Source organism: Cupriavidus sp. 2SB (genome assembly GCF_005503625.1).
Lineage (GTDB): Bacteria > Pseudomonadota > Gammaproteobacteria > Burkholderiales > Burkholderiaceae > Cupriavidus.
Genome location: NZ_SCMX01000014.1, coordinates 54,766 through 80,264, shown reverse-complemented (window position 1 = coordinate 80,264; position 25,499 = coordinate 54,766). Strand labels below are relative to the sequence as shown.

Genomic DNA, 25,499 nt, shown 5'->3' with positions numbered 1-25,499 from the left:
GCCGCACCGGGCTCACCGAAGAAAACCGCAAGCTTAACGCTTAGGCGCCACGCGCGCACAGAGATCATGGCTGGCCGATAATCGGACGAGGCGCATCCCGTGTGTGTCAGCGCGGCGGCAATGGCGGTACGCAGGGCGATTCATTAGACTGACGAGTCCAAATCCTTCGCGCGAGTCAGCAATTGTTGCGGCGCGGAAATCCACACCTTCGATGAAACCCGACGCCAGACTGACCACCGGCCCGATTGGCCGCACGCTATTGATGTTTTCGCTGCCTGTGCTGGGCAGCAACATCCTGCAGTCGCTCAATGCCTCGATCAATTCGATCTGGGTCGGGCGCTTTCTTGGCGAGGCGGCGCTCACCGCCACGTCGAATGCCAACATCATCCTGTTCTTCCTGCTCGGGGTGGTGTTCGGCATCAGCATGGCCAACACGATCCTGATCGGGCAGGCGATCGGGGCGCGCGACATCGACGAGGCCCGGCGCGTGGTGGGCACGGGCACCACGTTCTTCGTGGCGCTCTCGGTCCTGGCGGCGGCACTCGGCTATATCTTCACGCCCGACATCCTGGATGCCATGCAGACGCCTGCGGATGCCGCACCGCTGGCCGTGAGCTATCTGCGCATCATCTTCATCGCGCTGCCGTTCATGTACTTCTACAACTTCGTGATGATGACGCTGCGCGGCGCCGGGGATTCGCGCACCCCGTTCTACTTCATGTTGATGTCGGCCGTGCTCGATGTGGTGCTCAATCCGATCCTGATCTTCGGCGTGGGTCCGATTCCCGCGCTTGGCATTGCCGGCTCCGCGCTGGCCACGCTGATTGCCCAGTTGACGAGCCTGGCGGCGATGATCGTCACGCTCTATCGCCGCAAGCACTTCCTGCTGCTGCATCGCACGCAGCTTGGTTTGCTCATACCCGACACGGCCATCCTGCGCGCGCTGGTTGCCAAGGGGCTGCCGATGGGCTTGCAGATGGTGGTGATTTCGTCATCGGCCATCGTGATGATGTCGCTGGTCAATGCCTATGGGTCGCAGACCACGGCGGCGTATGGCGTGGCTTCGCAACTCTGGACCTACGTGCAGATGCCTGCGTTGGCCGTGGGCGCCAGTGTGTCGTCGATGGTGGCGCAGAACGTGGGGGCAGGGCTGTGGGCGCGCGTCTCGCGTATCACGCAGGTGGGGCTGCTGTTCAACGTGGCGATGACGGGCGCACTGGTGGCGCTGATCTATCTTTTCAATCGCCACTCGCTCGGACTCTTTCTTGGCGACGATGGCGTGGCCATCGAAATCGCGCAGCACGTGAACCGCGTGGTGCTGTGGTCGTTCATCCTGTTCGGATTCACCATCGTGGTGTTCGGTACGGTGCGTGCCACGGGCGCGGTGATGGCACCGCTGGTGATCCTCTTCATCTCCATGTGGGTCATCCGGCTGCCGTTCGCGTGGCTGCTGGGGCCGCACATCGGTGCCGAATCGATCTGGTGGAGTTTCCCGCTTGGATCGATCGTGTCGGTGGTGCTGGCCTTTGCGTACTACCGCTTCGGCAACTGGAAAAGCAGTCATATCCTGCCGACGATGCCACATGCCGAAGCTGTGGGGCAGGCGGCCGACACCAGCATGGGCACACCATGCGAAGACGCGGCCACCGATCCGGTGCGCTAGTTCGACGCGTCAATCCAGCGGTCAATCGCATCGAAGGGTGTTTGCACACATCCTTCGGTGCGTTCACATGACCGGACATATGACCTCTGCGGTGGCGCCGGCCCTCACGCCGTAAGCGAGCCGAAAGCTTCAAACGTCTCCGCGACGGCCATCCTGCGCCCACGCGCGATCTTCCCTTTCATCCGCCTTACTGCCTCGCCTTTCAATTGGCTTGCGCCTCACGTGCATCGCTCGCGCAAATATATCATGTTGTGATGTATTTGGAAAAACCGCATACGTATCGGGGATCGGTGAATACCCTGAATGCCAGACAAATGAAAGGCCGCTGAAAGATCACGTTCTTATCTTTCGCAGCGTCGCGAGTCGAACGCGTCCGTATCGCGCGTTCGCGTGTGGCACGTCTGAGCCGGCGTGCCATGCGGTAACGCCTTTCATACTTTTGAGGAGAATCGTTTTGCGCATACGTAGCCAAAAGGACTTTGCCTCCGGCCTGATGTTCATTCTGGTCGGCCTGGGCTTTTCCTTCGTCGCGCGCGGCTATTCGATGGGAACAGCCGCCAAGATGGGACCGGGATATTTTCCGTTCCTGCTCGGTCTCGTACTCGCGCTGCTGGGCGCGGTCGTGGCAATCGGATCGCTGTCGTCCAAGGGCGAAGCAGACCATCTGGCCCGCTGGGATCTGAAGATCCTGCTGTGGATCCTGGGTTCGGTCGTACTGTTCGGCCTGCTGCTCAAGCCGCTCGGCATGGTGCTGTCGGTGTTCGTGCTGGTGCTGGTGTCGTCGATGGCAAGCCATGAGTTCAGCTGGAAGGGCGCGCTGCTTAACGGCGTGGTGCTCGTGCTGATCAGCATGGGCGCCTTCGTGTACGGCATCAACCTGCAGATGCCGGTCTGGCCTGCCTTCATCACCGGCTAAGGAGTCGCATCAAATGGAATTGTTCGAACACCTTGCCTTGGGGTTTTCCACGGCATTGTCGCTGCAGAACCTCGCCTATGCGTTCCTGGGCTGCGTGCTCGGTACGCTGATCGGCGTGCTGCCCGGCCTGGGACCTCTGGCTACCATCGCGATGCTGTTGCCGGTGACGTACTCGCTGCCGCCGGTGGCTGCGCTGATCATGCTGGCCGGTATCTACTACGGCGCGCAGTACGGTGGTTCCACCACCGCCATTCTGGTGAACCTGCCGGGCGAATCGTCGTCGGTGGTGACCACGATCGACGGCTATCAGATGGCGCGGCGCGGTCGTGCCGGTGTGGCGCTGGCCACTGCCGGTCTGGGCTCGTTCTTCGCTGGCTGCGTGGCCACGCTGATCCTGGCTGCATTTGCTACGCCGCTGTCGGAACTCGCGTTCAAGTTCGGCCCTGCCGAATACTTCTCGCTGATGATTCTCGGCCTGATCGGTGCGGTGGTGCTGGCTTCGGGTTCGCTGCCGAAGGCGGTGTCGATGATCGTGCTGGGCCTGCTGATGGGCCTGATCGGCACCGACGTGAACTCGGGCGCTGCGCGCTTCTCGTTCGACGTACCTGAACTGACCGACGGCATCGACTTCGTGGCACTGGCCATGGGTATGTTCGGCTTCGCGGAAATCATCGCGAACCTGGAGCAGAAGGAAGCCCGTGAGACGTTCACGAACAAGGTGACGAACCTGTTCCCGACCAAGGAAGACTTCCGCCGCATGATCCCGGCCGTGCTGCGTGGCACGGTGCTGGGTTCGGCGCTGGGCATTCTCCCGGGTGGCGGTGCGGCACTGGCGTCGTTTGCAGCGTACTCGCTGGAAAAGAAGACGTCGAAGTACGCTCACGAGTTTGGCAAGGGCGCCATCGAAGGCGTGGCAGGTCCGGAATCGGCGAACAACGCCGCGGCACAGACCTCGTTCATTCCGCTGCTGACGCTTGGCATTCCGCCCAACGCCGTGATGGCGCTGATGGTGGGCGCGATGACCATCCACAACATCCAGCCGGGTCCGCAGGTCATGACCAGCAACCCGTCGCTGTTCTGGGGCCTGATCGCCTCGATGTGGATCGGTAACCTGATGCTGATCATCCTGAACCTGCCGATGATCGGTATCTGGGTGAAGCTGCTGACCGTGCCGTATCGCTTCCTGTATCCGGCCATCCTGACGTTCTGCTGCATCGGCGTGTACTCCGTGAACAACCAGACGTTCGATGTGTTCATGGCAGCCGCCTTCGGCGTGATCGGCTATCTGTTCCTGAAGTTGAAGTGCGAGCCGGCGCCGCTGCTGCTCGGCTTTGTGCTGGGACCGATGATGGAAGAGAACTTCCGCCGCACGCTGCTGCTGTCGCGTGGCGAGTTCTCGGTGTTCTTCACCCGTCCGCTGTCGCTGGGCCTGCTGATTGCAGCCGCTGCGCTGGTGGCCGTGGTGGCCCTGCCGTCGATCAAGGCCAAGCGCGAAGAAGCGTTCCAGGAAGAATAACGCTCCGTGGCGTTCCTGAACTGCGCCGGCGGCATGCGTGCATGCCGGTGACTCTGTAGCAAGCTTTCGGGGTGCCCTAGCGCACCCCGTTTTTTTGGCTCGAACACCTTTTGAAGGATGCCCGACTGCGGCAGCAGTCATGGGCTGCGCAAGATGATACTGACTCCCGCACCATTGGCTGCGTCGACTGCGCCCATGAGAACACCATCGCTAGAAAAGATCGTTTCCCGGCTCCACATCCTCAAGATCGTGCAGACGCGTCCCAGCACCGTCTTCAACTTGATGGAACGCCTGCGCGAGCGCGGCATCGACAAGAACATTCGCGCGTTGCGCCCGATCCTGCGCAGCCTGATGATGGCGCGCGCGATCACCGCCGAACTGGTGGAAGGCAACGGCCGCGTCTATACGATCACGGACCAAGGCCGGGCGGAACTCGATGCGTACCTCACGCATCTGGCGGTGCTGAAGGACGATGTGCAGGCAAGCGCGGAGTAACGCTCCACGCGCAAGTAAAAAGGCCCGGATGCCGCAATGGCATCCGGGCTGCAGACTGCAGGCTACGTGATTACTGCGCAGCGGTTTGCGTCGTCACCAGTTCCTGCGCCGTCGTGTTGCTGGTGCTGCTCTGTGCCACCAGGACCTTGATGCGGTTCGGCACTACGGCACCGATGCCGTCCACCGGGATCGTCGTGATCAGCCAGTCGTCGTTCTTGTTGATCGTCAGTGCGCCCGAGTCGAAGATCACCGTCTTCGTGCCAGCGGTGGTGATACGCAGCCGGTAGGTGCCGCCATCCACGTACTGCGAGTCCTGGGCCGAAGCCGGCACGGCATTCTTGTATGCCACGCCACCCATGTTCGGCGAGACCGAGTTGAGATCGACGGCCGGTTGGGTCAGGTAGACGTCGATGTTCTGCGCATTGACCGATGCATTGAAGGCGCGCACACGTGCCGACGTATCGAGCAGGCCCTTCCCGTACGGATCGTCGATCTGCACGAGTTCAGGCGCGGTCAGGCCGGGCACTGCCACGATGGTGTACTTGTGGCCGGTGCGGGCGTCCACCGTGGTTTGTCCGAGCTGCGTGGAAGTGCCAGTGAGGTTCAGAGCGAAGAGGTTGTTGCCCGTCTCGACATTGTTGTAGCCGGAGACGGTCTTGTACGGGATGTTCTGCATCGACGTCAGTGCGCCGTTCTGCAGCACGTCGACATTGGGACCAGCCGTGACGGCATGGATCACGCGCACCGACGGCTTGCTCACGCCGATACGGTCGTCGATGCCGTCGTCGCCGCCACCGCACGCTGCCAGAACAGCCGTGGTTGCCAGTGCCAGGCCCAGAATAATTTTTCGCTTCATTTGTGTCATGGGTTTCACCTCTTGCCGTAGGGGATCAGGGGAGCGTGCGTTGGTTGCGCTTGCCTGATGCAACGATAGGCATCGCCGGATCACGCAGACAGACGCAGCGCGCCGATATCCCTGTCGGAGAAGTCCCACAAAATGGTTGCAAACCTGACACACGCGCGTACGTCCGCAGCATGTAGCGGATACAAGAAGCAGTTACTGAAAACGCAGGCGTGGCTTGGGATCTGGCGCCAGGGCGGGCTTGCGAGGCGGTTTGTGTCATGCACGGTACGCGCCTCGCAGCGTTTGCGCGTTGCGCGCAAACGTGGAAAAAACTACACCATCACCACCTGGTTGCGGCCATTGCGCTTGGCCTGGTAGAGGCCGGCGTCGGCCGCTTCGACGAGGCGATTGAAGTTCGCATCGCCATCGGGCACGATCACTGCGCCCCCGATGCTGACCGTGAGGAAGCTGCTGGTGGGTGAACCCGAGTGCGAGATCTGCAGCGTTTCAATCGCACGGCGCACCTTCTCCGCAAGCAGACGCGCACCACCGGGCGAGGTCGCCGGCAGGATCATCGAGAACTCCTCGCCGCCGAAGCGGGCCGGCAAATCGGCGGGACGCGCGCAGTTCTCGCGAATCACCGTGGCCACGCGGCGCAGTACCTCGTCGCCGGCAACGTGGCCGTAGGTGTCGTTGTACGCCTTGAAAGCATCGACATCGATCATCAACAGCGCAAGCTGCGTTTGTTCGCGCTGGGCGCGGCGCCACTCGGCACCCAGGTATTCGTCGAAATAGCGGCGGTTGGACAGGCCAGTCAGGCCATCGGAGTTCGTCAGGCGCTGCAGTTCGAGGTTCGTCTCCAGCAACTGCTGCTGGCTCTGCCGCAGTGCGCGATAGGCTTCGTCGCGTTGCAGCAGGTTCAGGTACGAGCGCGAGTGGTAGCGGATGCGCGCCACCAGCTCGATGGTGTCCGGCAGCTTGACCAGATAGTCGTTGGCACCGGCCGCGAACGCTGCGCTCTTCATCGTCGGCTCTTCCTTGGTGGACAGCACGATGATGGGGATGTCGCGCGTGCCCGGGTTCTCGCGGTAGCGGCGCACCAGCGTGAGTCCATCCGTGCCTGGCATGACGAGGTCCTGGAGGATCACGGTGGGCTGCGTGCGTTCGGCAACGGTTACGGCTTCGTCGGGTTGTGCGCAATAGTGGAAATCGATATCGGTCTCGTCCGCCAGCGCACGACGGATGGCCTCGCCAATGATGGCCTGGTCATCGACCAGCAGCACCATGGCCATGTACTCGGTCTTTGCATTGGCTGCGCCGTCGGCGCCATGGTTGAGTCTGGAAGTCATGTCGATTCCTTGTTCGCGTCTTTCTAGTCGTTCTTGCATTACCGGTCGCCGGTGTGGCCGGCTGTTGCGCTGCTGCATGCGCGGACCAGCCGCGGCGCAATGCGCGGCAGCGGCAGGATCTCGCTGGCGGCGCCGAGCATGGCTGCCGCCTTCGGCATGCCATACACGGCGCTCGTGGCCTGGTCCTGCGCGATGGTGAGGAAGCCGCGCTCGCGCATTGCCTTGAGTCCCTGCGCGCCGTCGCGGCCCATGCCGGTCAACAGCACGCCTATCGCATCGCCGCGCCAGTGTTCCACCACGCTTTCGAAGAACACGTCGATAGATGGGCGATACAGGTAGTCGCCGGGCTCCGCCGTATAGGCCATGCGGGCACCGGCCACCAGCCGCAGGTGATCGTTGGTGCCGGCCAGCAGCACGGTGCCGGCCTGCGGCGCTTCGCCCGCGCGCGCGATGCGTACCGGCAGCGGACATTGCGCATCGAGCCACTCGGCCATGCCTTGCGCAAAGGCTTCGTCCACGTGCTGCACGGCCACCACCGCCGCACCGAAGTTGGCGGGCAGGGCGCCCAGCAGTGCGGCCAGCGCGGCCGGACCACCGGCCGATGCGCCGATCGATACGAGCCGGAGCGCAGCGGGTGCCGATGTGGCCACGGCGAGCGGTTGCGTCGCGCGTATGCGACCACCGATGAGCCGGCCGATATTGCGGATCTTGCGCAACAGCGGACCCGCTGCAAGTCGCGCATCGGATTCGGTCAGCGTTGGTGTGTCCACCGCATCGATGGCGCCGTGGCCCATCGCATCGAATACCTGGTTGGCGTTGCGGCCCAGGTCCATGGTGACCACAACGATCGCGCACGGGGTGGCGGCCATGATGCGTCGCGTGGCTTCCACGCCATCCATGACCGGCATCAGCAGGTCCATCAGGATCAGGTCCGGCGTCTGCGCCGCCGCCATCTGCACGCCCTGTTCGCCATTGGGGGCGACCCAGGCCACTTCAAGGTCGGAGTCGAGCGCCAGCGCCCGGCGCAATGCCGCAACCGCCAGTGCCGGATCATTGACGATGCCGATTTTCATGGACGTGCCTCGCCGATCAGGTCTCGCACGGCGTCCAGCAGTGCGGTGTCGTGGAAACTGCCCTTGGCCAGATAGTAGTCCGCTCCGGCCTGCATGCCGCGTTCGCGGTCCTGCTCGCGGTCCTTGTACGAAACGATCATCACGGGTAGGTGGGATAGTCGCGTATCGCCACGGATGCGGCCCACCAGTTCGATACCATCCATGCGCGGCATATCCACATCGGTGATGACGAGGTCGAAGACTTCAGCGCGCAGCACGTTCCAGCCATCCATGCCATCCACGGCCACGGCAACATCGTAGCCACGGCTGGCCAACAGCTTGCGTTCGAGTTCGCGCACCGTCAGCGAATCGTCGATCACCAGCACGCGCTTGCGTGCCACGGCCGCTGCATCCGCGCCGCGCTGGCGCACGCGTTCGATGCGGCCTTCGGACACCAGCTTCTCCACCGAGCGCAGCATGTCCTCGACATCGAAGATCAGTACGGGCGTGCCGTCATCGGTCAGGCTGCCTGCGGCGATGTCCTTGATCTTGCCTAGAGTCTGCGCCAGCGGCTGCACCACCAGCATCCGCTCGCCCAGCATGCGATCGACGGCCACGCCATAGACACGGTCTTGTTCGCCGATGATCACCACGGGCACGGCCTCGCCATCCTGCCGCTTCTCGGGACGCTGCAGCAGTTGCGCGGCGCTGACCAGGCCCACGGGTCGCCCGTCATGCCGGAAGTGCTGATGCTGCTCGGTCTGTTCGATATCGTCGCGCTGCACGGCTACGGCGCGCAGCACGTGGCCCAGCGGGAAGGCATAGGCTTCACCAGCCACTTCCACCAGCAGCGCGCGCACCACGGAGAGCGTGAGCGGCAATTCGAGGATGAAGTGCAGCCCGGTGCCGGTTTGCTGCGAGAGCTTGAGACTGCCGCGCACGCCGCGCACCATGTCCTGCACGGCATCGAGCCCGACGCCACGTCCCGAGACTTCGGATACCTGCTCGCGCAGGCTGAAGCCGGGCAGCAGCAGGAATTCCAGCAACTCGGGCTGCGAGAGACGCGCCGCGGTTTCCGCCTGCGCCAGGCCGCGTCGGATGATCGTGGCGCGCAGGGCTTCGAGGTCCACGCCGGCGCCATCGTCGGCAATCTCGATGATGAGGCGGCCTGCGCTGTGGCGTGCCGAAAGCGTGATGCGGCCCTCGGTGGGCTTGCCTGCATCCCTCCGCGCTTCCGGCGATTCGATGCCGTGGTCCACGGCATTGCGCAGCAGATGGGCCAGCGGCGCATCGAGTTGTTCGAGAATGTCGCGGTCCACTTGCGTCTGTTCCCCGGACAGCACCAGATGCACGCTCTTGCCTAGCGCACGGCCCAGGTCGCGCACCATCCGCGAGTAGCCGGTGATGCCGTCCGACAGCGGACGCATGCGGCACGAGAGCGCAGTGTCATAGAGCTGGCGCGTCAGTCGGCTCGCGCGGTGATCGTACTGATCCAGTTCCTCCACGCGCTGCGACAATTGCTCCTGCCCGTCTTCGAGAAGCTGGCGCAGGTCCGCCAGCGCCGCACGCATGTGCGGTACCGAGCTTTCGGGGGAGTCGAGCAGCGTCTGGGCGCGATCCACGGCCTGCAACGCGCGCATCTGCTGACGGCGCATCTGCTGCATGCCGCCGCCGAACGGGCGCAGCCAGTGCGACTCCACCATGGCCTCGCCCGCCATGGCCAGCAAACGGTCCAGACGCTCGGCGCTGACGCGCAGCATGCGTTCCTGGGTATCGGCAAGCGGACTGGCTGGCAGCGGCGTAACGGGGGCGTCGGGTGGTTCGGTTGCTTCAGTTAGTGACGAAGGCGAACTCGATGTACCGTCGGCTTCCTCGATCGAAACGGTGGGCGGCGCCACGACCGGCGCCGGCGCGCTACCGGTGCCATCGAGCAGTGCGTTCGCATGGGCGATCCACGCATCGATCTCGGCGCGGCCATCGAGTTCGGGCCAGTTGAGGTTGCCGCCGGGCGGGTGGCCGATGCGCTGCAGCAGGTCGGTGCCGGACAGCAGGGCATCGATATGTGCGGGCGTCAGCACGATGCCGCCGCGCTGCGCCGCCACCAGGCAATCCTCCATCACATGGGCCACGCGCACGCCGCCGTCGAGACCGACGATGCGCGCCGCGCCCTTGAGCGAATGGGCTGCGCGCATGCAGGCTTCGAGATGTGTGGCGGCGGTGGGATCGCGTTCCAGTGCGAGCAGGCCCGCGTTGAGCACTTCGGCCTGCGCCTCCGCCTCCATGGCGAACAGGTCGAGCATCGAAGCATCGCGCAACTGTTCGGGATTCATGTCAGGCTCCGCGACAGCGCGTGGCGCAGCAGTTCGGCATCGAGCAGTCCCACGCTGTGCGGACCGTGCGTGAAGATCGCCTGCGTGTAGCGCGCCGACGCGCGTGCCAGTGTGGAAGGCAGCGGCAGCAACGCGCTGCGTGGCACGTTTTCCACCCCGGCCACTTCGGCCACGGGCAACGCAATGGCATTACGGCCTTGTCCGAGAATCAGGAAGCGCGCAGCCGGCGGGTTGCCGTCCGCCTGCGGCGCGTCACCGAAGAGCAACGCCAGCGATATGCAGGTCAGCAGCGTGCCGCGCACTGCGGCCACACCCAGCAGCGCGGCATGCCGCCGATGCGGGAGCGAATGTACAGGGGCCGGCGCGGTGACCTCGCCCAGTGCGGCGGCAGGCAAGGCCAGCCATTCGTCGCCGATACGGAAGATCAGCAGCGACTGCCCGTCGCGGCGGTCTGCCAGGGGCGCATGTTCCGTGGGCGGCTCCGCGATATCGCCGGCGTTGCCCAGCGCCAGGGAATCGAGCACGGTGACGGCGGCGCGCGCGTACACCGGGCAATTGCGGCAACGGAAATGCTCGGCCAGCAGCGGACAGGAGCGGTCACCGCCAGTGCCGATACGGCGCCAGCAGTCGTCGATGGCGCCGCTCAGGGCGGATACGGTTTGCGATGTGTGAGGTTGCACGATGGAATCAGCCATGGCTCAGGCGGGCATGACGTTGGGCACGCTGACGCAGGCGATGCGCACCGGCGGTATCGCCTTCCGTGTCGAGCAGGGCGGCCAGATGATAGAGCGCTTCCTCATGTCCGGGGTCGAGATAGACGGCCTTGCGATAGGCGGCATGTGCATCGGCGGCGCGGCCCGCTGCATCGTGCAGCACGCCGAGCAGGCACCAGCCGTTGGCCGACGCGCCATGGCCGTCGAGGTAGTGGTGGCAGGCCACAGTGGCGGCGTCGAGTTCGCCGCGGTCCGCCTGGGCTGAAATGGCTTGCAGGGCCGCGGCATCGTCGGCCATGGCGACCGGGGCAGGGCGTGCCTCGGGCCGGGCGACGACGCGCGGCGCTGACAGGGCCGGAGCGGAGCGGCGAGGCGAGGGGAAGGCGGGCGAGGCAGGCGCGAAGCCCGGCATCGGGCCGGACATCGCAGGTGCCGCGTCGGGCTGCGCTGGCGCGGCATGGAACGCAAACGCCAGCGGGATGCCCGCGCTGCGCATGCCCTCGCGCGTCAGCAGGCTGGCCTCGGCGGGGCCGACGAAGATCATGCCGTCGGGCCGCACCAGCCGGCGCAGTGTCTGCACGGCGTGGCACTGCGTGGCCGGATCGAAATAGATCAGCAGGTTGCGGCAGAACACCATAGGGTAGGGCGCCTCGCCGGCCAGCAGCGCAGGGTCCATGAGGTTGCCGGAGAGCAGGCGCACCTGCGCGCGAACTTTCTCGGCAAGCTGGTATCCGCCGGGGGCTGGCGTGAAGTGGCGCTCCCGGAAATCGAGCGGCTGGCCCCGGAACGCGTTGCTGCCATACAGTCCGGCGCGTGCGCGCGACAGGGCGCGGGCGGAGACGTCCACGGCATCCACGCGGAAGCGGTCGGGCGTCAGGCCGGCATCGAGCAGGGCCATGGCAATCGAATAAGGTTCTTCGCCGGTGGAGCAGGGCACGCTTAGCACGCGCAGCAGCCGCTCGCCCTCGCCCAGCACGCGATGCGCCGCCAGCCGGCCCAGCGCCAGGAGCGCCTCGCGATGGCGGAAGAACCAGGTTTCCGGTACCACCACGGCTTCGATCAGGGCCTGCAGTTCATCGCGCGTAGCGTGAAGCGTATTCCAATAGGCCGTTGCATCGTGCGCACCCACGGCCAGCCGGCGTTCCTCGACGGCACGCGCGATGACGGTTGGGCCAATCGCCGCCGCGTCGAGTCCGATCCGCTCCTTGAGCAGGGCTTCGATGGGTGACAGGGCGGGGTCCTTCATGTCGGCGCGACGCTGGGGAACAGCAGCGCATGGACGTCATCGGGCAGCAGCGTCGCCACGTGCACCCGCTGGATCAGCCCTCGCGCATCATGGCGGACCGGCCCCAGATATCGTGCGCTGCCCGCATCGATGCCGCTGTCGACGAAGGAGTTGGGGTCGCAGCGCAGCGTGTCGGTGGCGTATTCCAGCCGCAGGCCAAGCAGGTGCTCCGCACCATCGAGTTCGGTGTGGGAAGGACGGCGGTAATGCACCAGTACGGTGCGTGTGCTGGTCCGTGCCGTAGCCGGTTGGTCGGTGGCGAGCGCGGTCAGGTCGATGACCGGCACGGGGCGGCCATGGCGCACCATGATGCCGCTGACCCATGCGGGCGCACCGGGTATCTGCTTGGTGGCGCCGAGCGGCAGCACTTCCGCTACCTCGACGCTATCCAGCGCGTAGTAGTCGGAACCGATACGGAAGAGCAGGAAAAGCGCCATGGGGGCTGCCGGCGGGCATCAGACCTTGAACCGAGACACGCCGCTGCGCAACTCGTTTGAAACCAGCGTCAGTTCGTCGATGGCCTGGCTCGACTGTCGCAGCGATTCCACAGTCTGCTGTGCGGCTTCGGAAAGCTGCATCAGCGCCTGGTTGATCTGCTCGGCGCCGCCTGCCTGGGCCTGCATGCCCTCGTTGACCATCTGCACGCGCGGCGCCAGCGTCTGCACCTGGCCGATGATCTGCGAGAGCTGGTCTCCTACCTGGGTGACTTCGGACATGCCGCGCCGCACTTCCTCCGAGAACTTGTCCATGCCCATCACGCCGGCGGCCACGGCCGACTGGATCTCGCGCACGATCTGCTCGATATCGTAGGTGGCCACGGCGGTCTGGTCCGCCAGCCGGCGGATCTCGGTGGCCACCACGGAGAAGCCACGGCCATACTCGCCGGCCTTCTCGGCCTCGATGGCCGCGTTGAGCGAGAGCAGGTTGGTCTGATCCGCCACGCGGGCGATGGTGGTGACCACGGTATTGATATTGCCGGCCTTCTCGTTGAGGGTGGCCAGGCGAGTGTTGACCGATCCGGCCGCCTCCATCACGTGATGCATGGTCGTTTCCATGCGCGACAGGCCAACCTGGCCCGTGCCGGCCAGCCCGGCCGTCTGCTCGGCGGCGTGCGACACCTCGCTCATGGTGCGGACCAGATCGCGCGCGGTGGCCGAGATCTCGCGCGAGGTGGCGCCAATCTGTGTGGTGGTGGCTGCCGTTTCGGTGGCCGTGGCCTGCTGCTGGCGTGCCGTGGCGGCAATTTCGTTGACCGAGGTAGTCACCTGGATGGCCGAGCGTTGCGCCTGACCGACCAGCGAAGTCAGCTCGCCGGCCATCTGGTTGAAGCCTTCCTCGACGGCCTGGAACTCGTCGCGGCGATTCAGCGCCATGCGCTGGCGCAGGTCGCCACCGCGCATGGTGGTCAGCAGCGCCACGATCGACCGCATCGGCTCGTTGATCGCCCGCAGCAGCAGGTAGCCGCAGATCACGGCGGCCAGCAGCGCAATCGCCAGGGCTACCTCGATGCCGATCTTGGCCGCGTTGACCGCGTGGTCGATGCCGGCCGCGGCGCGGTCGTTGACTGCGTTGTTATCGTTGACCAGTTCCTGCAGAATCTTGCGCCCGTCCAGCCAGATATCGTGGACGTTGCCGCGCAGCGCGGCCTCGGCGGTGGCCGTGTCCTTCCAGCGCGTGGGGTCCAGGTACGCCTGCGCCGCCTGGTCATATTTGGCGCGAAGTGCCTTGAACGCGGCGAAACGCACGCGATCTTCCTCGCGCGCGATGGATGCCTCGTAGCGGGCTTCCAGGTCGTTGAAGCGGCGCGTGGCGTCCTGGTTCTGCGCCAGCACCCCGGCGCGATGGTTGGTGTCGGCATCGGTGACGGCCTGCCAGGCCAGCACGTAGAACTCGCCCCAGATGCCGCGCATGCCCGTGCTGTAGGCCAGCCCCGGCAGGGCGTCGGTGCGCATGACCGTGGCTTCGTGCTCGATGGCCGAGAGCCGGTTGTAGGCCACGACGCCCATGAGCGCCATGACCAGCAGGATGAAGGTGAAGCTTGCCAGGATGCGCGTGCGGAGGGTCCAGTGGTTCACGGTCGACGGTATCTCTTGTTGGGCGGCCGGCCATGTCCGGCAGGTTTGCGCTACCGGGCCGGCCGCCGTCGCACCTTGGGCGGGGGTATCCCGCGATCGGGTGGTGGGCGTTTGCGGCGTAGGGTACTGTAACGTCCGGAGCATTTCAACGGCGCCGGATCGCCGGCCACCCGGCCCGTTGCACCGGTGCGCGGCGGCAATTTGAATCGCTTGCTTTTTTCGGGGTTTTCGTCACACTTGCCAAATAGCTTGAGCGGGAAACATGTTCATCACAACAGATAGGGCAGGGATGGTGGCCAAGTCGGAGACGCAGGCGACTGGTGCCTTGCCGCCGGCGGATCTGGATCCGCTGACCGGCGTGGTTGCTCGCCAGGCATTCTTGAATCGGATCGAGACACGTCTGCAAGGCGAGACGAAGCCCCGTTTCGCCCTGTTGCTGGTGGGCATCGACGATTTCCGCGCCTTCAACGACATGCACGGCCACCAGGAAGGCGATGCCATCCTGCAACACGTGGCCCGCCGCCTGCGCGATGCCTCGCCGCGCGACGCCGTGGTTGGCCGCGTCGGCGGCGACGAATTCGGCGTGCTGCTCACTTCCATTTCCGATCCGACGCTGGTGCGCCACGTCAGCGCCGCCATCTTGTCGATGCTGTCAGCGCCCTTCGAGCGCGACGGCAACCGCCACCATGTCCTGGCCAGCCTGGGCGCCTGCGTGATGCCGGCCGGCGGCGAAACCACATCGGATGTCATGGCGGCGGCCAGCCTGGCCCTGGCACGTGCCAAGCACGACGGCGGCCGGACCATCCGCTTCTTCAAGCCGCAGATGCGCACGGACGTGACCACGCGGCTCTCGCTGGTGCAGGCCCTGCGCGAGGCATATGCCCAACGCCAGTTTGAATTGCTGTATCAGCCACAAGTGGACCTGCGCGATGGCCGCGTGGTGGGCGCCGAGGCGCTGATGCGCTGGCGCCATCCCACCCTGGGCCTGCTGACGCCGGCGGCGTTCATCGACGCGCTGGCGGCTAGCAGCGTGGCTGCCGACGTGGGCATGTGGTTGCTGCATACGGCCTGCGCACAGGCGCGGGCCTGGTCGCTGACCTTTCCCGATGCACCGCGCGTGGCCATCAACCTGTTTGCGGCGCAACTGGCCGAAAGCCGGTTGCTGACCGAAGTGCGGCATGTGCTCCGGGCACTGGAACTGCCGGCGGACCGGCTGGAGATCGAGATTACCGAAACCATCGCGCTGCAGCAGGGCGATGAGGTATCGGACCAGCTCCAGGCGCTGCGCCGCGATGGCGTGACGCTGACCTGCGACGACTTCGGCACCGGCTACGCGTCGCTGAGTTTCCTGAAGACGTTCCCGGTGGACCGGCTCAAGATCGACCAGTCCTTCATCCGCAATGTCACCCACGACAATGTCGATGCCGCCATCACGCGGTCTGTGATCAACGTGGGCCAGAGCCTGAAGATCGGTGTGGTGGCCGAGGGCGTGGAGACGCCCGAGCAGCGCGATTTCCTGCTGGCCAACGGCTGCATCGAGGCTCAGGGTTATCTCTATGGCCGCCCCATGCCGGCCGACCGACTGACCGATTTCCTGCGCAACCAGCCCCGCTGAGGTGGTGTCATGAGGTGGTGCACCGAGGGACAGCAAGTCCCGCATGCGCCGCCTGGGCCTTCCGGCCCCATCGGCCAGTTTCGGCATTCGCCCCGCGTAATTTCCCCCTGATCTGCAAGACTTGTATCCGCCTTTGTCCCGCAAGCCCGGGCAAGGCGGGCGGGAAATATGTGCTTACAAGTTGCGGTACAGCTATCGGGTGTGGGTGACGTTATCCGATATAGGGTGCCTCCATGTAGTGCGGCGCCATGCCGTTCCGTACCAGGTAACCACCATGTCATCCCGTCATCGTTTCGCGCTTGCTCCGTTCGCCCTGGTTGCGATCCTCGCCCAGGGCCAGGCCCACGCCCAGGACTACAACCCGGGCGTGCCGCCCGGCTACATGCAGCAGGCCCCGTCCGATGCCAACGTGCTGGGCGACCCTTCGGCCATGGCAGCCGATCCACCCTCGCGCATCGCCACGGTCACCGACATGGCTGGCGGACTCAGCTTTGCGCCCGCGGGCGCCGACGAGTGGGCCGCGCTGGGGCCGAACCGGCCGATCACCACCGGCGACCGCCTCTGGGTAGACCCGGGTGGCCGGGCCGAACTGCACGCCGGCACCACGGCGGTACGGCTGGGTGGCGGCACGGCAGTGGCGATCCTCAACCTGGACGACCGCACCACGCAGGTCAAGCTGACGCAAGGCACGCTGCAACTGCGCGTGCGGGCGCTGCCGCAGGACCAGCAGGTGGAAATCGACACCCCCAACCTGGCATTCGTGCCGCGCGAGCCGGGCGACTATCGCATCGACGTCTCGCCCGATGGCACCACCACGCTCGTGACCATGCGTCACGGCAGCGCGGTGCTCTACGGCGATACCCGCTCGATCGAACTGGAGCGTGGCCAGCGCATGCGCTTTGCGGGCACCGATCTGGCCGATGCGGGCGCGGGCAGCTATCCGGCGCCCGACAGTTTCGACCAGTGGACGGCCATGCGCGATGCGCGCGAGGATGCATCGGTCTCGGCGCGCTATGTGCCGCCCGGCATGACGGGCTACACGGCGCTCGATGACTATGGCGACTGGCAGCAGGACGCGGGCTACGGCGCGGTGTGGTTCCCCCGCGCGATGCCGGCAGGGTGGGCCCCCTACAGCGTCGGGCGCTGGGCCTGGGTGGCGCCGTGGGGTTGGACGTGGATCGACGATGCGCCGTGGGGCTTTGCGCCTGCGCACTATGGCCGCTGGGCGCACTTCGGCAACCGCTGGGGCTGGGTGCCGGGTCCACGCGGCGGGCAGCCTTGCTACGCGCCGGCAGTGGTCGGCTTTATCGGCGGCGCTGGCACCACCATCCGTATCGGCACCGGGCCTGGCGTGGCGTGGTATCCGCTGGGGCCGCGCGATGCTTATCGTCCGGTCTATCGTGCGAGTCCGGGCTACGTCAACCGCATCAACTATCACGCGGTGAACAACGGATGGATACGCGGCGGCGATCGTGATCGCGGGCGCTGGGCGAATCGCGAAGTACCGGGTGCGATCTCCGGCATGCCGTCGCGCAATTTTGTGGAAGGACGTCCCGTGCCGCGCGGAAGCTATCGCGACGAGTGGCGCCACTTGCCGGTAGGCGAGGGAAGGGGCGCGCCGCCGATGGCGCCGGTCAAGAACAGCCTGATCGGTGGCGCGCGGCCGCACGGATTGCCGCCGATGGCCCGTGACGGTTTCGAGCGACAGGCGATTGCCGCGCATCCTCCCGGCCGTGTGGGACCAGACGAACTGGCGCGCCGTTTTGCGCGGGAAGGTGGCACGGCGGGCGCGGGTCCGGCGTGGCGCGGGCCGGTGCCGGATGGCAGGCGACAGGACGCGGGGTCGCAGCGGCGCGGGCCGCAGCCGGTGCAGGGATGGCAGCCCGATGTCAGGATGAGCCAGGCCGCGCCGGATCGACGCTTCTCCGGCCAGCGGCCCGACGACGGCCAACGCCAGCAGCAGGCCATGCAGCGGCAGCAGTTCGAACAGCAGCGTCAGTTGCAGGATCAACAGCGCCAGGCGGCGGATTTCCGGCAGCAACAGCAACAGGCGATGCAACGTCAGCGCGACGATCAGCAACGCGAGTTGCAGAACCAGCAGCGGCAGGGCTACGAGCAGCAGCGCCGGATGCAGTTCGATCAGCAGCGGATGGAGCAGGAGCAGCGTCGCCAGCTAGACGACCAGCGCCGCGACGCGATGAACCGCCAGCAGTTCGATCAACAGCGGCAGCAACAGGAGCGCCAGCAGCAGGACATGCAGCGGCAGGCGCAACAGCGGCAGCAGCAGTTCGATCAACAGCGCCAGCAGCAGGAGCGCCAGCAGCAGGATATGCAGCGGCAGCAGCAACAACAGCAACGCCAGCAACTGGAGCAGGCGCGGCAGTTCCAGGAGCAGCAGCGCCAGCAGTTCGAGCAGCAGCGGCAGCATGCGCTTCAGCGTCAGCAGATGGAACAGCAGCAACGCCAGGCGCAAGAGCAGCAGCGGCGCTTCCAGGAGCAGCAGCAACAGCAACAACACCAGCAACAACAGCAGCAGCGGCAGGCGCAGGAGCAACAGCGGCAGTTCCAGGAACAGCAGCGCCAGCAGCAGGACCGGCAACGCCAGTTCCAGCAGCAGCAACAGCAACAACAACAGCGCGCCCAGCATGAGCGCGGGCGAGACCAGCAGGCTCGCAACAACGACGGCCGCTGATATCCGCAGGCATCGGATCGGCAGGCACAAAAGGCAAAGGGCGTCCGGTATCAGTACCGGACGCCCTTCGTTTCTCTCCACTACGATTTTTTCACTGCTGATGTTGCGATTGCTACTGCACTGGCTAACCCGCCAGCAGGGTACATCTCCCCCTCCGCCTCTCTCTTCTTCAGCCGTGCATCACTGGCAAATCACTTCGCCAGTTCAGACAGGCGCACCGGCTCGATCTTGCCCTTCTGCACCCAGCCCACCACGGTGTCGGCTACCGAACCGCCCTTGGCGTCGATACCCTCCACTTCGTTCGGATTCACTTCCTTCGGCAGCGCCTTCATCGCGTCGGGCATCTTGGCGCGGATGGCAGCCGAATCGGTCGTGGTGCCAGCGAGCTTCATTGCATTGGCCAGCGCCCATGTCATCGTGTAGTTCAGCGACATCTCCGTGGTGGCATCGCGGCCATCGTGCAGCTTCTTGTAGCGTGCGTTGTAGGCTTGCGCCATCGGACGGGCATCGTTGACCAGCGGCATCACACCGATCGATCCTTCGAGCAGCGCCAGACCATTGGTCACGCGCGACATCTCGTCCATCTTGGCCTGATCCATGATGATGAAGCCACCCTTGAAGCCCAGCTCACGCGCCTGCTTCACGACGAGCGCGGTCGGCTCCGACGGGCCGCCGACGAACATCACATCGGGTTTGTCGGCGATGGCGCGCGACACGCCGGTGTAGAAATCGGTGGCCTTGGTGTACGACATCGGGTTATTGCCCACGACCTTGCCGCCCGCACCTTCCCACGCCGGCACGAATGCCTGGACCCAGGCCTTGGCGTAGTCGTGGTCGGCCGGCACCAGCGCCACGTTCTTGCCATAGCGCTTCATCTGCGCCTTGACGAACGGCTCGATGTAGCCCGTGTAGGCCGGCGGGATACGGATCGTGAGCTTGTTGCCGGCGTCGGTGATGCGCGGCACGCTCGAATAGGCCATGACCAGGAATTTCTCCTGCTCGTTGAACGCCTGCAGCGCGAAGATGCCGCCCGAGTGCGGCACGAACACCGCTGGCGTCTTGTGCTGCTGCACCAGACGGCGCGCATTGATGGCGGCCTCCGCCGGCGCGTACTTGTCATCGAGCGCCACGACTTCGAGCTTCACCTTCTTGCCGTTCACCTGCAGCCCACCAGCGTTGATCTCGTCAACGGCCATCTGGATGCCCGACAGCACATTCTTGCCGTACAGCGCGGCGCCGCCGGACAGCGGGCCGGTGTAGCCGATCTTGACCACTTCCTGCGCCAGCGCGGGCGAGGAAGCGATGAATGCTGCCGCGGCGCACGCGGCCAATGCGAAGAAACGACCCAGTGGTTTGGTTTGCATGTGCTGTCTCCTGTCGATGTTTTGTATTTTGCTGATGGCTTTCTCCCCTCTCCCGCACGCGGGAGAGGGGCGGGGGAGAGGGTAAGCAGTTCAAACTGCCAATGTCGGCAAGCAGAACTTCCGGCCCTCTCCCCCAACCCCTCTCCCGCTTGGCGGGAGAGGGGAGTCACACAAGCGGAGGGAAAACAACTACCCCCCGATATACGCCTTCCTCACCCCCTCATCCTTCAACAGCGCATCGCGATCACCTTCCATCACGATGCGGCCGTTTTCGATCACGTATGCGCGGTGCGCGATGCCGAGTGCAGCGTAGGCGTTCTGTTCGGCCAGCAGTACCGTGGTGCCCGCGCGGTTGATGCGCTGGATCACCTCGAACATCTGCTTGACCACCAGCGGTGCCAGACCCAGCGACGGTTCGTCGAGCAGCAGTGCGCGCGGGCGGCCCATCAGTGCGCGGCCCAGTGCCACCATCTGCTGCTGCCCACCGGAGAGCGAGCCGGCCGGGTCGTCCTTCTTCTGCTGCAGGATCGGGAACATCTCGTAGACCTCTTCGAGCGTGCTCCGGATGGCAGCCTTGTCGCGGCGGTGCACGTAGGCGCCCAGCGTCAGGTTCTTCTCCACGGTCATGGCCGGAAACAGCTTGCGGCCTTCGGGGCAGTGCACGAGTCCCGCCTGCACGATCTGGGACGGTTTCATGCCGCTCAGTTCGCGTCCGTCAAAGCGCATGCTGCCGCCGCTGGTGCGATGGATGCCGCTCATCGCGAGGAAGATCGAACTCTTGCCCGCACCGTTGGCGCCGAGCAGCACCACCAGTTCGCCGGCCTTGGCATGCAGCGAAATATTGTCGAGGGCGCGGAAGCTGCCATAGGACAGCGAGACGCGTTCAAGCTGCAACATGATCGGCTCCCAGATAGGCTTCGATGACGCGCGGGTCCTGCTGCACTTGCGCGGGTGTGCCTTCGGCAATCTTCTCGCCGTAGTTGAGCACCATGATCTTGTCTGCCAGCCGCATGATCATGTCCATCTTGTGTTCGATCAGGCAGACGGTCTTGCCATGGCGCACCATCTTGCGGATCAGTTCGGCCAGGCCCACGGTTTCCTCGGGGTTCACGCCGCCAGCGGGTTCGTCGAGCAACAGCAGTTCCGGATCGGTCGCGAGTGCCAGCGCAAAGGCCACGCGTTTGCGTGCCTCCTGCGTGATATCGGCAGCTACCTCATGGGCGAGATGCGAGAGGCCCACGAAGTCCAGCGCTTCCTCGGCCTTTTCGCGGCACAGCCTTTCTTCCTCGCGCAGACGTCGCGTATTGAACAGCACATCGGCCAGGTTCGACGTGGTGCGCAGGCGATGACCGACGATCAGGTTGTCGAGCACCGTGGCGCGGTCGAACAGCGCCGTGGCCTGGAACGTACGCGCCACGCCGAGCCGGGCGATCTGGTCGGCGCGCAGGCCGGCCACGTCCTGGCCCTTGAACAGGATCTGGCCCGATGTCGGCGCATGCGTGCCCGCAATCAGGTTGAAGAACGTGGTCTTGCCGGCACCGTTGGGGCCGATGATCGCGTTGATATGGCCAGCCTCGAACGTGATGGAGACATCGTTGACGGCAGTGAGGCCGCCGAACTTCCGGGTCAGGTTGCGGACTTCAAGCATTCTCGGCTCCCGGACGGGTGGTGGCGACGGGCGCGGGCTGCGCGGGGCGCGAAGCCGCCATCTGGCCACGGCGTTGCGCGGCGGCGCGGCGCGCCTGGCGTTTGAGGAAGGTGCCCACGATACCGTCGGGCACGAAGATGATCAGCAGGATCAGCACCGGGCCGAACACCAGCATGCGGTAGTCCTGCAGGAACTGCAGCGTCTGCGTGACCCACGGTACGAGCACCGCGCCAAGCAGCGGGCCGAGCAGCGTGCCGGTGCCGCCCACCAGCATCGACATCACCATGTCGAACGTGTAGTCGGTACGCGCGATATCGGGCCCGAGAAATCGCACTTGCCCTGCGTAGAGCGCACCGGCCAGGCCGGCATAGCCCACCGACAGCACGAACGACAGTACCTTGGTGCGCATCAGGTTGATGCCGAGCGCTTCGGCCAGCGCATCGCTGTTGCGCACGGCCAGGAAGCTGCGGCCCAGCAGGGAACTGACGATGCGATGCATGACGAACGTGCCGACGGCCAGGAAGAACAGCACGAGGTAGTACTGGCTCTGCACGTTATCGAATACGAGCGGACCCACTGCGGCCGGCACCGGAATGCCGATCAGGCCCACGGCGCCGTGCGTCAGGCTTTCCCATTTCTCGATGAGGAGATAGATGATGTAGCCCACGCAGAGCGTGAAGATCGAGAAGTAGTGTCCCTTGAGCCGCAACGAGACCACGCCCACCACGTAACCCAGCACCATGCAGATCATGGGCGCGAGCACGAAGGCCAGCCAGAAGGGCATCTGGTGATCGACCGTCAGGATGCCGAGCGTATAGGCGCCAATGGCCATGAAGCCGCCGTGCGCGAGGTTGAGCTGGCCGGTATAGCCGGTCAGAAGATTGAGTCCGAGCGTAGCGATGGCAGTGATGAACGCCAGCGTCATCACCGACAGGAAGTAACTGTTCGGCACGAGTAGCGGAAACGCGATGGCAGCGGCCAGCAGCAGGATCCAGCCAGCCTTTCCCTGAATGGCTTTCATGTGTGTTCTCCTCAGGCGGCCTTGCTGGCGAACAGGCCCTGCGGACGCACCGACAGGATGATCACAAGCAGCAGGAAGGCGATGATGTCCTTGTAGTCGGTCGAGATATAGAACCCGCCAAAACTCTCGGCCATGCCGATGATCAGTCCGCCCACGATGGCGCCGGGAATGCTGCCCATGCCGCCGAGGATGATGATCACGAACGCCTTGGTGATGACCAGGTTGCCCATGCTCGGGTAGACCAGGTTGATCGGTGCGTAGAGCGTGGCGGCGATCGCGGCCAGTGCGCCCGAGATGGCGAAGACAAGCAGCGTGACGCGCGTGGCGTCGATGCCGACGAGCGCGGCACCTTCACGGTTCTGTGCCATGGCAACGATCGTCGAGCCGGTGACCGTGCGTGTGAGGAAGAGATGCAGCAGCACCATCAGCCCGAACGCGGCCACGATGATCAGCAGACGCTGCAACGGCGCGGTCAGGCCGAACAGTTCCACCATCTGGCCGTACGGCGTGGGCATGCGGTGGAAGTCCGCGCCCCACAGCGCCTGCGCACCCGCTTCGAGGAACAGCAGGATGCCGATGGCGGCAATCATGTCGTGCACCTCGGGCGCATTGCGCAGCGGATGAAAGACCAGCCGGTCGGCCAGCATCGACAGCACGGCCACCACCACTGCGGCGGCCAGCATGGCCAGCCAGTAGTTGAGGCCGAGCGTGGTCATTGCGTAGTACGACACATAGGCGCCCGCCATGTAGAACGCACCGTGCGCGAAGTTGGGTACGTGCAGGATGCCGTAGACGAGGGTCAACCCCAATGCCACCAGGCTATAGACGCCGCCGAGCGTGAGGCCATTGAGGAACTGCTGGAAAAACAATGCCATGCGCTGTCTCCTTGCGTGGGGTTGCCGTGACGGCACCCGCTGCGGTCTCTGTCGCCGTGTCGTTCTCGCACGGTCGTTCGTTTTCGTTTGAGGCGACTTTGCATAGCGTTTTGGCAAGCGTCAAGCAATCGGACGTACTATTCCGATACGCGAAATAGGGCGACCGCGAAGTACCGTACATCGTCGGTGTATTCCCTGATTTCAGCGTGCAAGTGGCGTGATCGCGCGTTTGGAGGTGCGCGTCCGCGCGCATATTTACAGCGCCTATGACCCCTATGTTTTCCTTGAATAGCGGACGTGGGCGGGCATGGAAACTGATATCAATCGCTCATGAAACGGACGACCTCGATTCCACAACCCGCCAACGCCGCATTGCCGTGGGGCAATGCCGTGCCCGTGGATGGCGAGGACCGTAATTTCGTCACCGCGCTGGCGCGTGGACTCGATCTTCTGCGCGCCTTCGGCCCCGATGATGACTATCTTGGGAATGCCGAGTTGTCGCGGCGTACGGGTATTCCCCGTCCCACAGTGTCGCGGCTCACCTACACGCTGGCCACGCTCGGTTATCTGGTTTACGTGGAGAGCCAGGAGAAGTACCGGATAGGTCAAGGTGCCATGGTGCCCGGCCAGCGATACTTGTCCGGCGCCGGCATCCGGCAGGTGGCGCAGCCGTTGATGCAGTCGCTGGCGTTTGCCACCGGATGCACGGTGGCGTTGGCCGTACCGGACCGGCACGACATGCTCTACCTGGAGGTGTGCCAGCCGCGCGGCGCGCTGGTGATGCGGTTGACGCCCGGTTCGCGTCTGCCGATGGCCACGTCGGCAATGGGCCGCGCATGGCTCGCTGGCTTGCCTGCGGTGCGGCGCGCGGCGGTGCTCGCGGAACTGGAGCGGCAGCATGGCTCGCGTTGGCCCGGCGTGCGTACCAAGGTGGAGCGTGCGCTGCGCGAGCATGCGCGCCGAGGTTTCTGCGTGGCGCATGCGGAATGGGATCGCTCGGTCAGCGGCGCCGCAGCGCCAGTGTGCCTGCCCGACGGCTCGGAAGTGCTGGCCGTCAACGTGGGTGGCGCCTCGACGCGGCTGTCGCCGGAAATTCTGGAAGGCAATCTCGGGCCGCGTATCCGCGAGCTGGCGGCCACGCTGGCCTCGCGGCTATGGCAGCCAGCGTAGCCGAACACTCAACTTGAACATGAACAGGAGACGATGATGGAAGTTCGCAACAAGACAGTGATCGTGACCGGGGGCGGTACCGGCATTGGCCGCGCACTGGTGCTGGCGTTTGCACGCGCGGGTGCAAGCGGCGTGGCCGTGGCCGACCTGGACGAAGCGGGCGCTGCCCGCGTGGCCGCCGAAGCTGCCGAGGCCGCGCCCGAGTGCCAGGTCTTTGCGCAACGGGTGGATGTGGCCGATGCGGAAGCCGTGCAGGGACTGGTCGATGTGGCGACCCGGCGCTTCGGCCAGGTGGACATCTTCTGCTCGAATGCCGGCATCATCCTGCGCAAGGGGCTGGAGGCGACGGCGGACGACTGGCAGCGTATCTGGGAAATCAATGTGATGGCGCATATCCATGCGGCCAAGGCGGTGCTGCCGCAGATGCTGGAGCGCGGCGACGGCTACTTCATCAACACGGTATCTGCGGCGGGGCTGCTTTCGCAGATCGGCTCGGCCCCGTACGCGGTAACCAAGCATGCGGCAATCGGCTTTGCCGAGTGGTTGTCGATCACCTACGGCGAGCAGGGCATCAAGGTGAGCTGCATCTGCCCGCAAGGGGTGCAGACCAAGATGCTGTTCGGCGAAGAAGGCGAGCGCAAGGGGTTCCTGCAGGCCGGATCGGTGACGGCCGAGCACGTTGCCGAGAAGACGCTGGAAGGCGTGGCCAGCGAGAGCTTCCTGATCCTGCCGCATCCCGAGGTACTCGAATACTATCGCCGCAAGGGTCAGGATTATGATCGCTGGCTGCGCGGCATGCGCCGTCTGCAGGATCAGGTCACCAAGGAGTTCGGCAATACCGTCGTGTAGCACGTAGTACCGGTTTCACCCATCCAT

The 25,499-nt window shown here is 65.1% G+C and carries 21 protein-coding genes; 8 read left to right on the top strand and 13 right to left on the bottom strand.

Annotated features, from left to right (window positions below):
* Window positions 1-211: 211 nt before the first annotated feature.
* From FFS21_RS09360 to FFS21_RS09345, 4 genes are all read left to right on the top strand, one after another.
* A complete protein-coding gene (locus tag FFS21_RS09360) occupies window positions 212-1,663 on the top strand; it encodes an MATE family efflux transporter (protein WP_137924545.1) in 1,452 nt (483 codons plus the stop codon).
* A 454-nt stretch (window positions 1,664-2,117) separates the two neighbouring features.
* Window positions 2,118-2,579, top strand: a complete 462-nt coding sequence (locus FFS21_RS09355; RefSeq protein ID WP_137924544.1) for a tripartite tricarboxylate transporter TctB family protein — start codon at window positions 2,118-2,120, stop codon at window positions 2,577-2,579.
* Window positions 2,580-2,592: 13 nt separating this feature from the next.
* Window positions 2,593-4,095, top strand: coding sequence for a tripartite tricarboxylate transporter permease (locus FFS21_RS09350; RefSeq protein ID WP_137924543.1), 1,503 nt, complete (start codon window positions 2,593-2,595; stop codon window positions 4,093-4,095).
* Window positions 4,096-4,290: 195 nt separating this feature from the next.
* A complete protein-coding gene (locus FFS21_RS09345; protein WP_137924542.1) occupies window positions 4,291-4,590 on the top strand; it encodes a PadR family transcriptional regulator in 300 nt (99 codons plus the stop codon).
* A gap of 70 nt (window positions 4,591-4,660) precedes the next feature.
* Here the strand turns inward: FFS21_RS09345 and FFS21_RS09340 are convergent, their stop codons facing one another.
* From FFS21_RS09340 to FFS21_RS09305, 8 genes are all read right to left on the bottom strand, one after another.
* Window positions 4,661-5,455 carry a DUF4397 domain-containing protein gene (locus FFS21_RS09340; protein ID WP_137924541.1) on the bottom strand — a complete coding sequence of 265 codons (795 nt, stop codon included), beginning with the start codon at window positions 5,453-5,455 and terminating at the stop codon, window positions 4,661-4,663.
* Between the two features lie 311 nt (window positions 5,456-5,766).
* A complete protein-coding gene (locus FFS21_RS09335) occupies window positions 5,767-6,783 on the bottom strand; it encodes a response regulator (protein ID WP_137924540.1) in 1,017 nt (338 codons plus the stop codon).
* 38 nt (window positions 6,784-6,821) lie between these two features.
* Window positions 6,822-7,856: a chemotaxis response regulator protein-glutamate methylesterase gene (locus FFS21_RS09330; RefSeq protein WP_137924539.1), complete on the bottom strand. Its 1,035-nt coding sequence runs from the start codon at window positions 7,854-7,856 to the stop codon at window positions 6,822-6,824.
* Window positions 7,853-10,165, bottom strand: a complete 2,313-nt coding sequence (locus FFS21_RS09325) for a hybrid sensor histidine kinase/response regulator (RefSeq protein ID WP_137924538.1) — start codon at window positions 10,163-10,165, stop codon at window positions 7,853-7,855. Before FFS21_RS09325 ends, FFS21_RS09330 begins: the two co-directional genes overlap by 4 nt.
* Entirely contained in the window at window positions 10,162-10,860 is a 699-nt protein-coding gene (locus FFS21_RS09320; RefSeq protein WP_137924537.1) for a chemotaxis protein CheW, read from the bottom strand. Before FFS21_RS09320 ends, FFS21_RS09325 begins: the two co-directional genes overlap by 4 nt.
* On the bottom strand, window positions 10,853-12,124 hold the full coding sequence (locus tag FFS21_RS09315; RefSeq protein ID WP_137924536.1) for a CheR family methyltransferase: 1,272 nt from the start codon (window positions 12,122-12,124) through the stop codon (window positions 10,853-10,855). Before FFS21_RS09315 ends, FFS21_RS09320 begins: the two co-directional genes overlap by 8 nt.
* Window positions 12,121-12,600 (bottom strand): chemotaxis protein CheW, encoded by a 480-nt coding sequence (locus tag FFS21_RS09310; RefSeq protein ID WP_137924535.1) that lies wholly within the window; start codon window positions 12,598-12,600, stop codon window positions 12,121-12,123. The genes FFS21_RS09315 and FFS21_RS09310 overlap by 4 nt, the downstream gene beginning before the upstream one ends.
* Window positions 12,601-12,618: 18 nt before the next feature.
* Window positions 12,619-14,238 (bottom strand): methyl-accepting chemotaxis protein, encoded by a 1,620-nt coding sequence (locus tag FFS21_RS09305; RefSeq protein WP_212745226.1) that lies wholly within the window; start codon window positions 14,236-14,238, stop codon window positions 12,619-12,621.
* A 289-nt stretch (window positions 14,239-14,527) separates the two neighbouring features.
* Here FFS21_RS09305 and FFS21_RS09300 point away from each other — a divergent pair, with 289 nt between their 5' ends.
* Both FFS21_RS09300 and FFS21_RS09295 read left to right on the top strand, forming a co-directional pair.
* Window positions 14,528-15,853 carry a putative bifunctional diguanylate cyclase/phosphodiesterase gene (locus FFS21_RS09300; RefSeq protein WP_137924573.1) on the top strand — a complete coding sequence of 442 codons (1,326 nt, stop codon included), beginning with the start codon at window positions 14,528-14,530 and terminating at the stop codon, window positions 15,851-15,853.
* Between the two features lie 274 nt (window positions 15,854-16,127).
* On the top strand, window positions 16,128-18,545 hold the full coding sequence (locus FFS21_RS09295) for a DUF6600 domain-containing protein (RefSeq protein WP_137924533.1): 2,418 nt from the start codon (window positions 16,128-16,130) through the stop codon (window positions 18,543-18,545).
* Window positions 18,546-18,736: 191 nt separating this feature from the next.
* On the opposite strand, the gene FFS21_RS09290 is transcribed toward FFS21_RS09295, so the two are convergent.
* The 5 genes from FFS21_RS09290 to FFS21_RS09270 all read right to left on the bottom strand — a co-directional run bounded on the left by FFS21_RS09290 (window position 18,737) and on the right by FFS21_RS09270 (window position 23,453).
* On the bottom strand, window positions 18,737-19,909 hold the full coding sequence (locus FFS21_RS09290; RefSeq protein ID WP_137924532.1) for an ABC transporter substrate-binding protein: 1,173 nt from the start codon (window positions 19,907-19,909) through the stop codon (window positions 18,737-18,739).
* 189 nt (window positions 19,910-20,098) lie between these two features.
* Window positions 20,099-20,806 carry an ABC transporter ATP-binding protein gene (locus FFS21_RS09285; RefSeq protein ID WP_137924531.1) on the bottom strand — a complete coding sequence of 236 codons (708 nt, stop codon included), beginning with the start codon at window positions 20,804-20,806 and terminating at the stop codon, window positions 20,099-20,101.
* Complete coding sequence (locus FFS21_RS09280; protein ID WP_137924530.1) at window positions 20,793-21,557, bottom strand: ABC transporter ATP-binding protein; 765 nt, start codon at window positions 21,555-21,557, stop codon at window positions 20,793-20,795. Before FFS21_RS09280 ends, FFS21_RS09285 begins: the two co-directional genes overlap by 14 nt.
* Window positions 21,550-22,578: a branched-chain amino acid ABC transporter permease gene (locus FFS21_RS09275; RefSeq protein WP_137924529.1), complete on the bottom strand. Its 1,029-nt coding sequence runs from the start codon at window positions 22,576-22,578 to the stop codon at window positions 21,550-21,552. The genes FFS21_RS09280 and FFS21_RS09275 overlap by 8 nt, the downstream gene beginning before the upstream one ends.
* 11 nt (window positions 22,579-22,589) lie before the next feature.
* Complete coding sequence (locus FFS21_RS09270; RefSeq protein ID WP_137924528.1) at window positions 22,590-23,453, bottom strand: branched-chain amino acid ABC transporter permease; 864 nt, start codon at window positions 23,451-23,453, stop codon at window positions 22,590-22,592.
* Window positions 23,454-23,783: 330 nt separating this feature from the next.
* On the opposite strand from FFS21_RS09270, the gene FFS21_RS09265 reads away from it, so the two are divergent.
* Together FFS21_RS09265 and FFS21_RS09260 are read left to right on the top strand one after the other, a co-directional pair.
* Window positions 23,784-24,623, top strand: coding sequence for an IclR family transcriptional regulator (locus tag FFS21_RS09265; RefSeq protein ID WP_137924527.1), 840 nt, complete (start codon window positions 23,784-23,786; stop codon window positions 24,621-24,623).
* Between the two features lie 36 nt (window positions 24,624-24,659).
* On the top strand, window positions 24,660-25,472 hold the full coding sequence (locus tag FFS21_RS09260) for an SDR family oxidoreductase (protein ID WP_137924572.1): 813 nt from the start codon (window positions 24,660-24,662) through the stop codon (window positions 25,470-25,472).
* The last annotated feature ends 27 nt before the right edge of the window (window positions 25,473-25,499 follow it).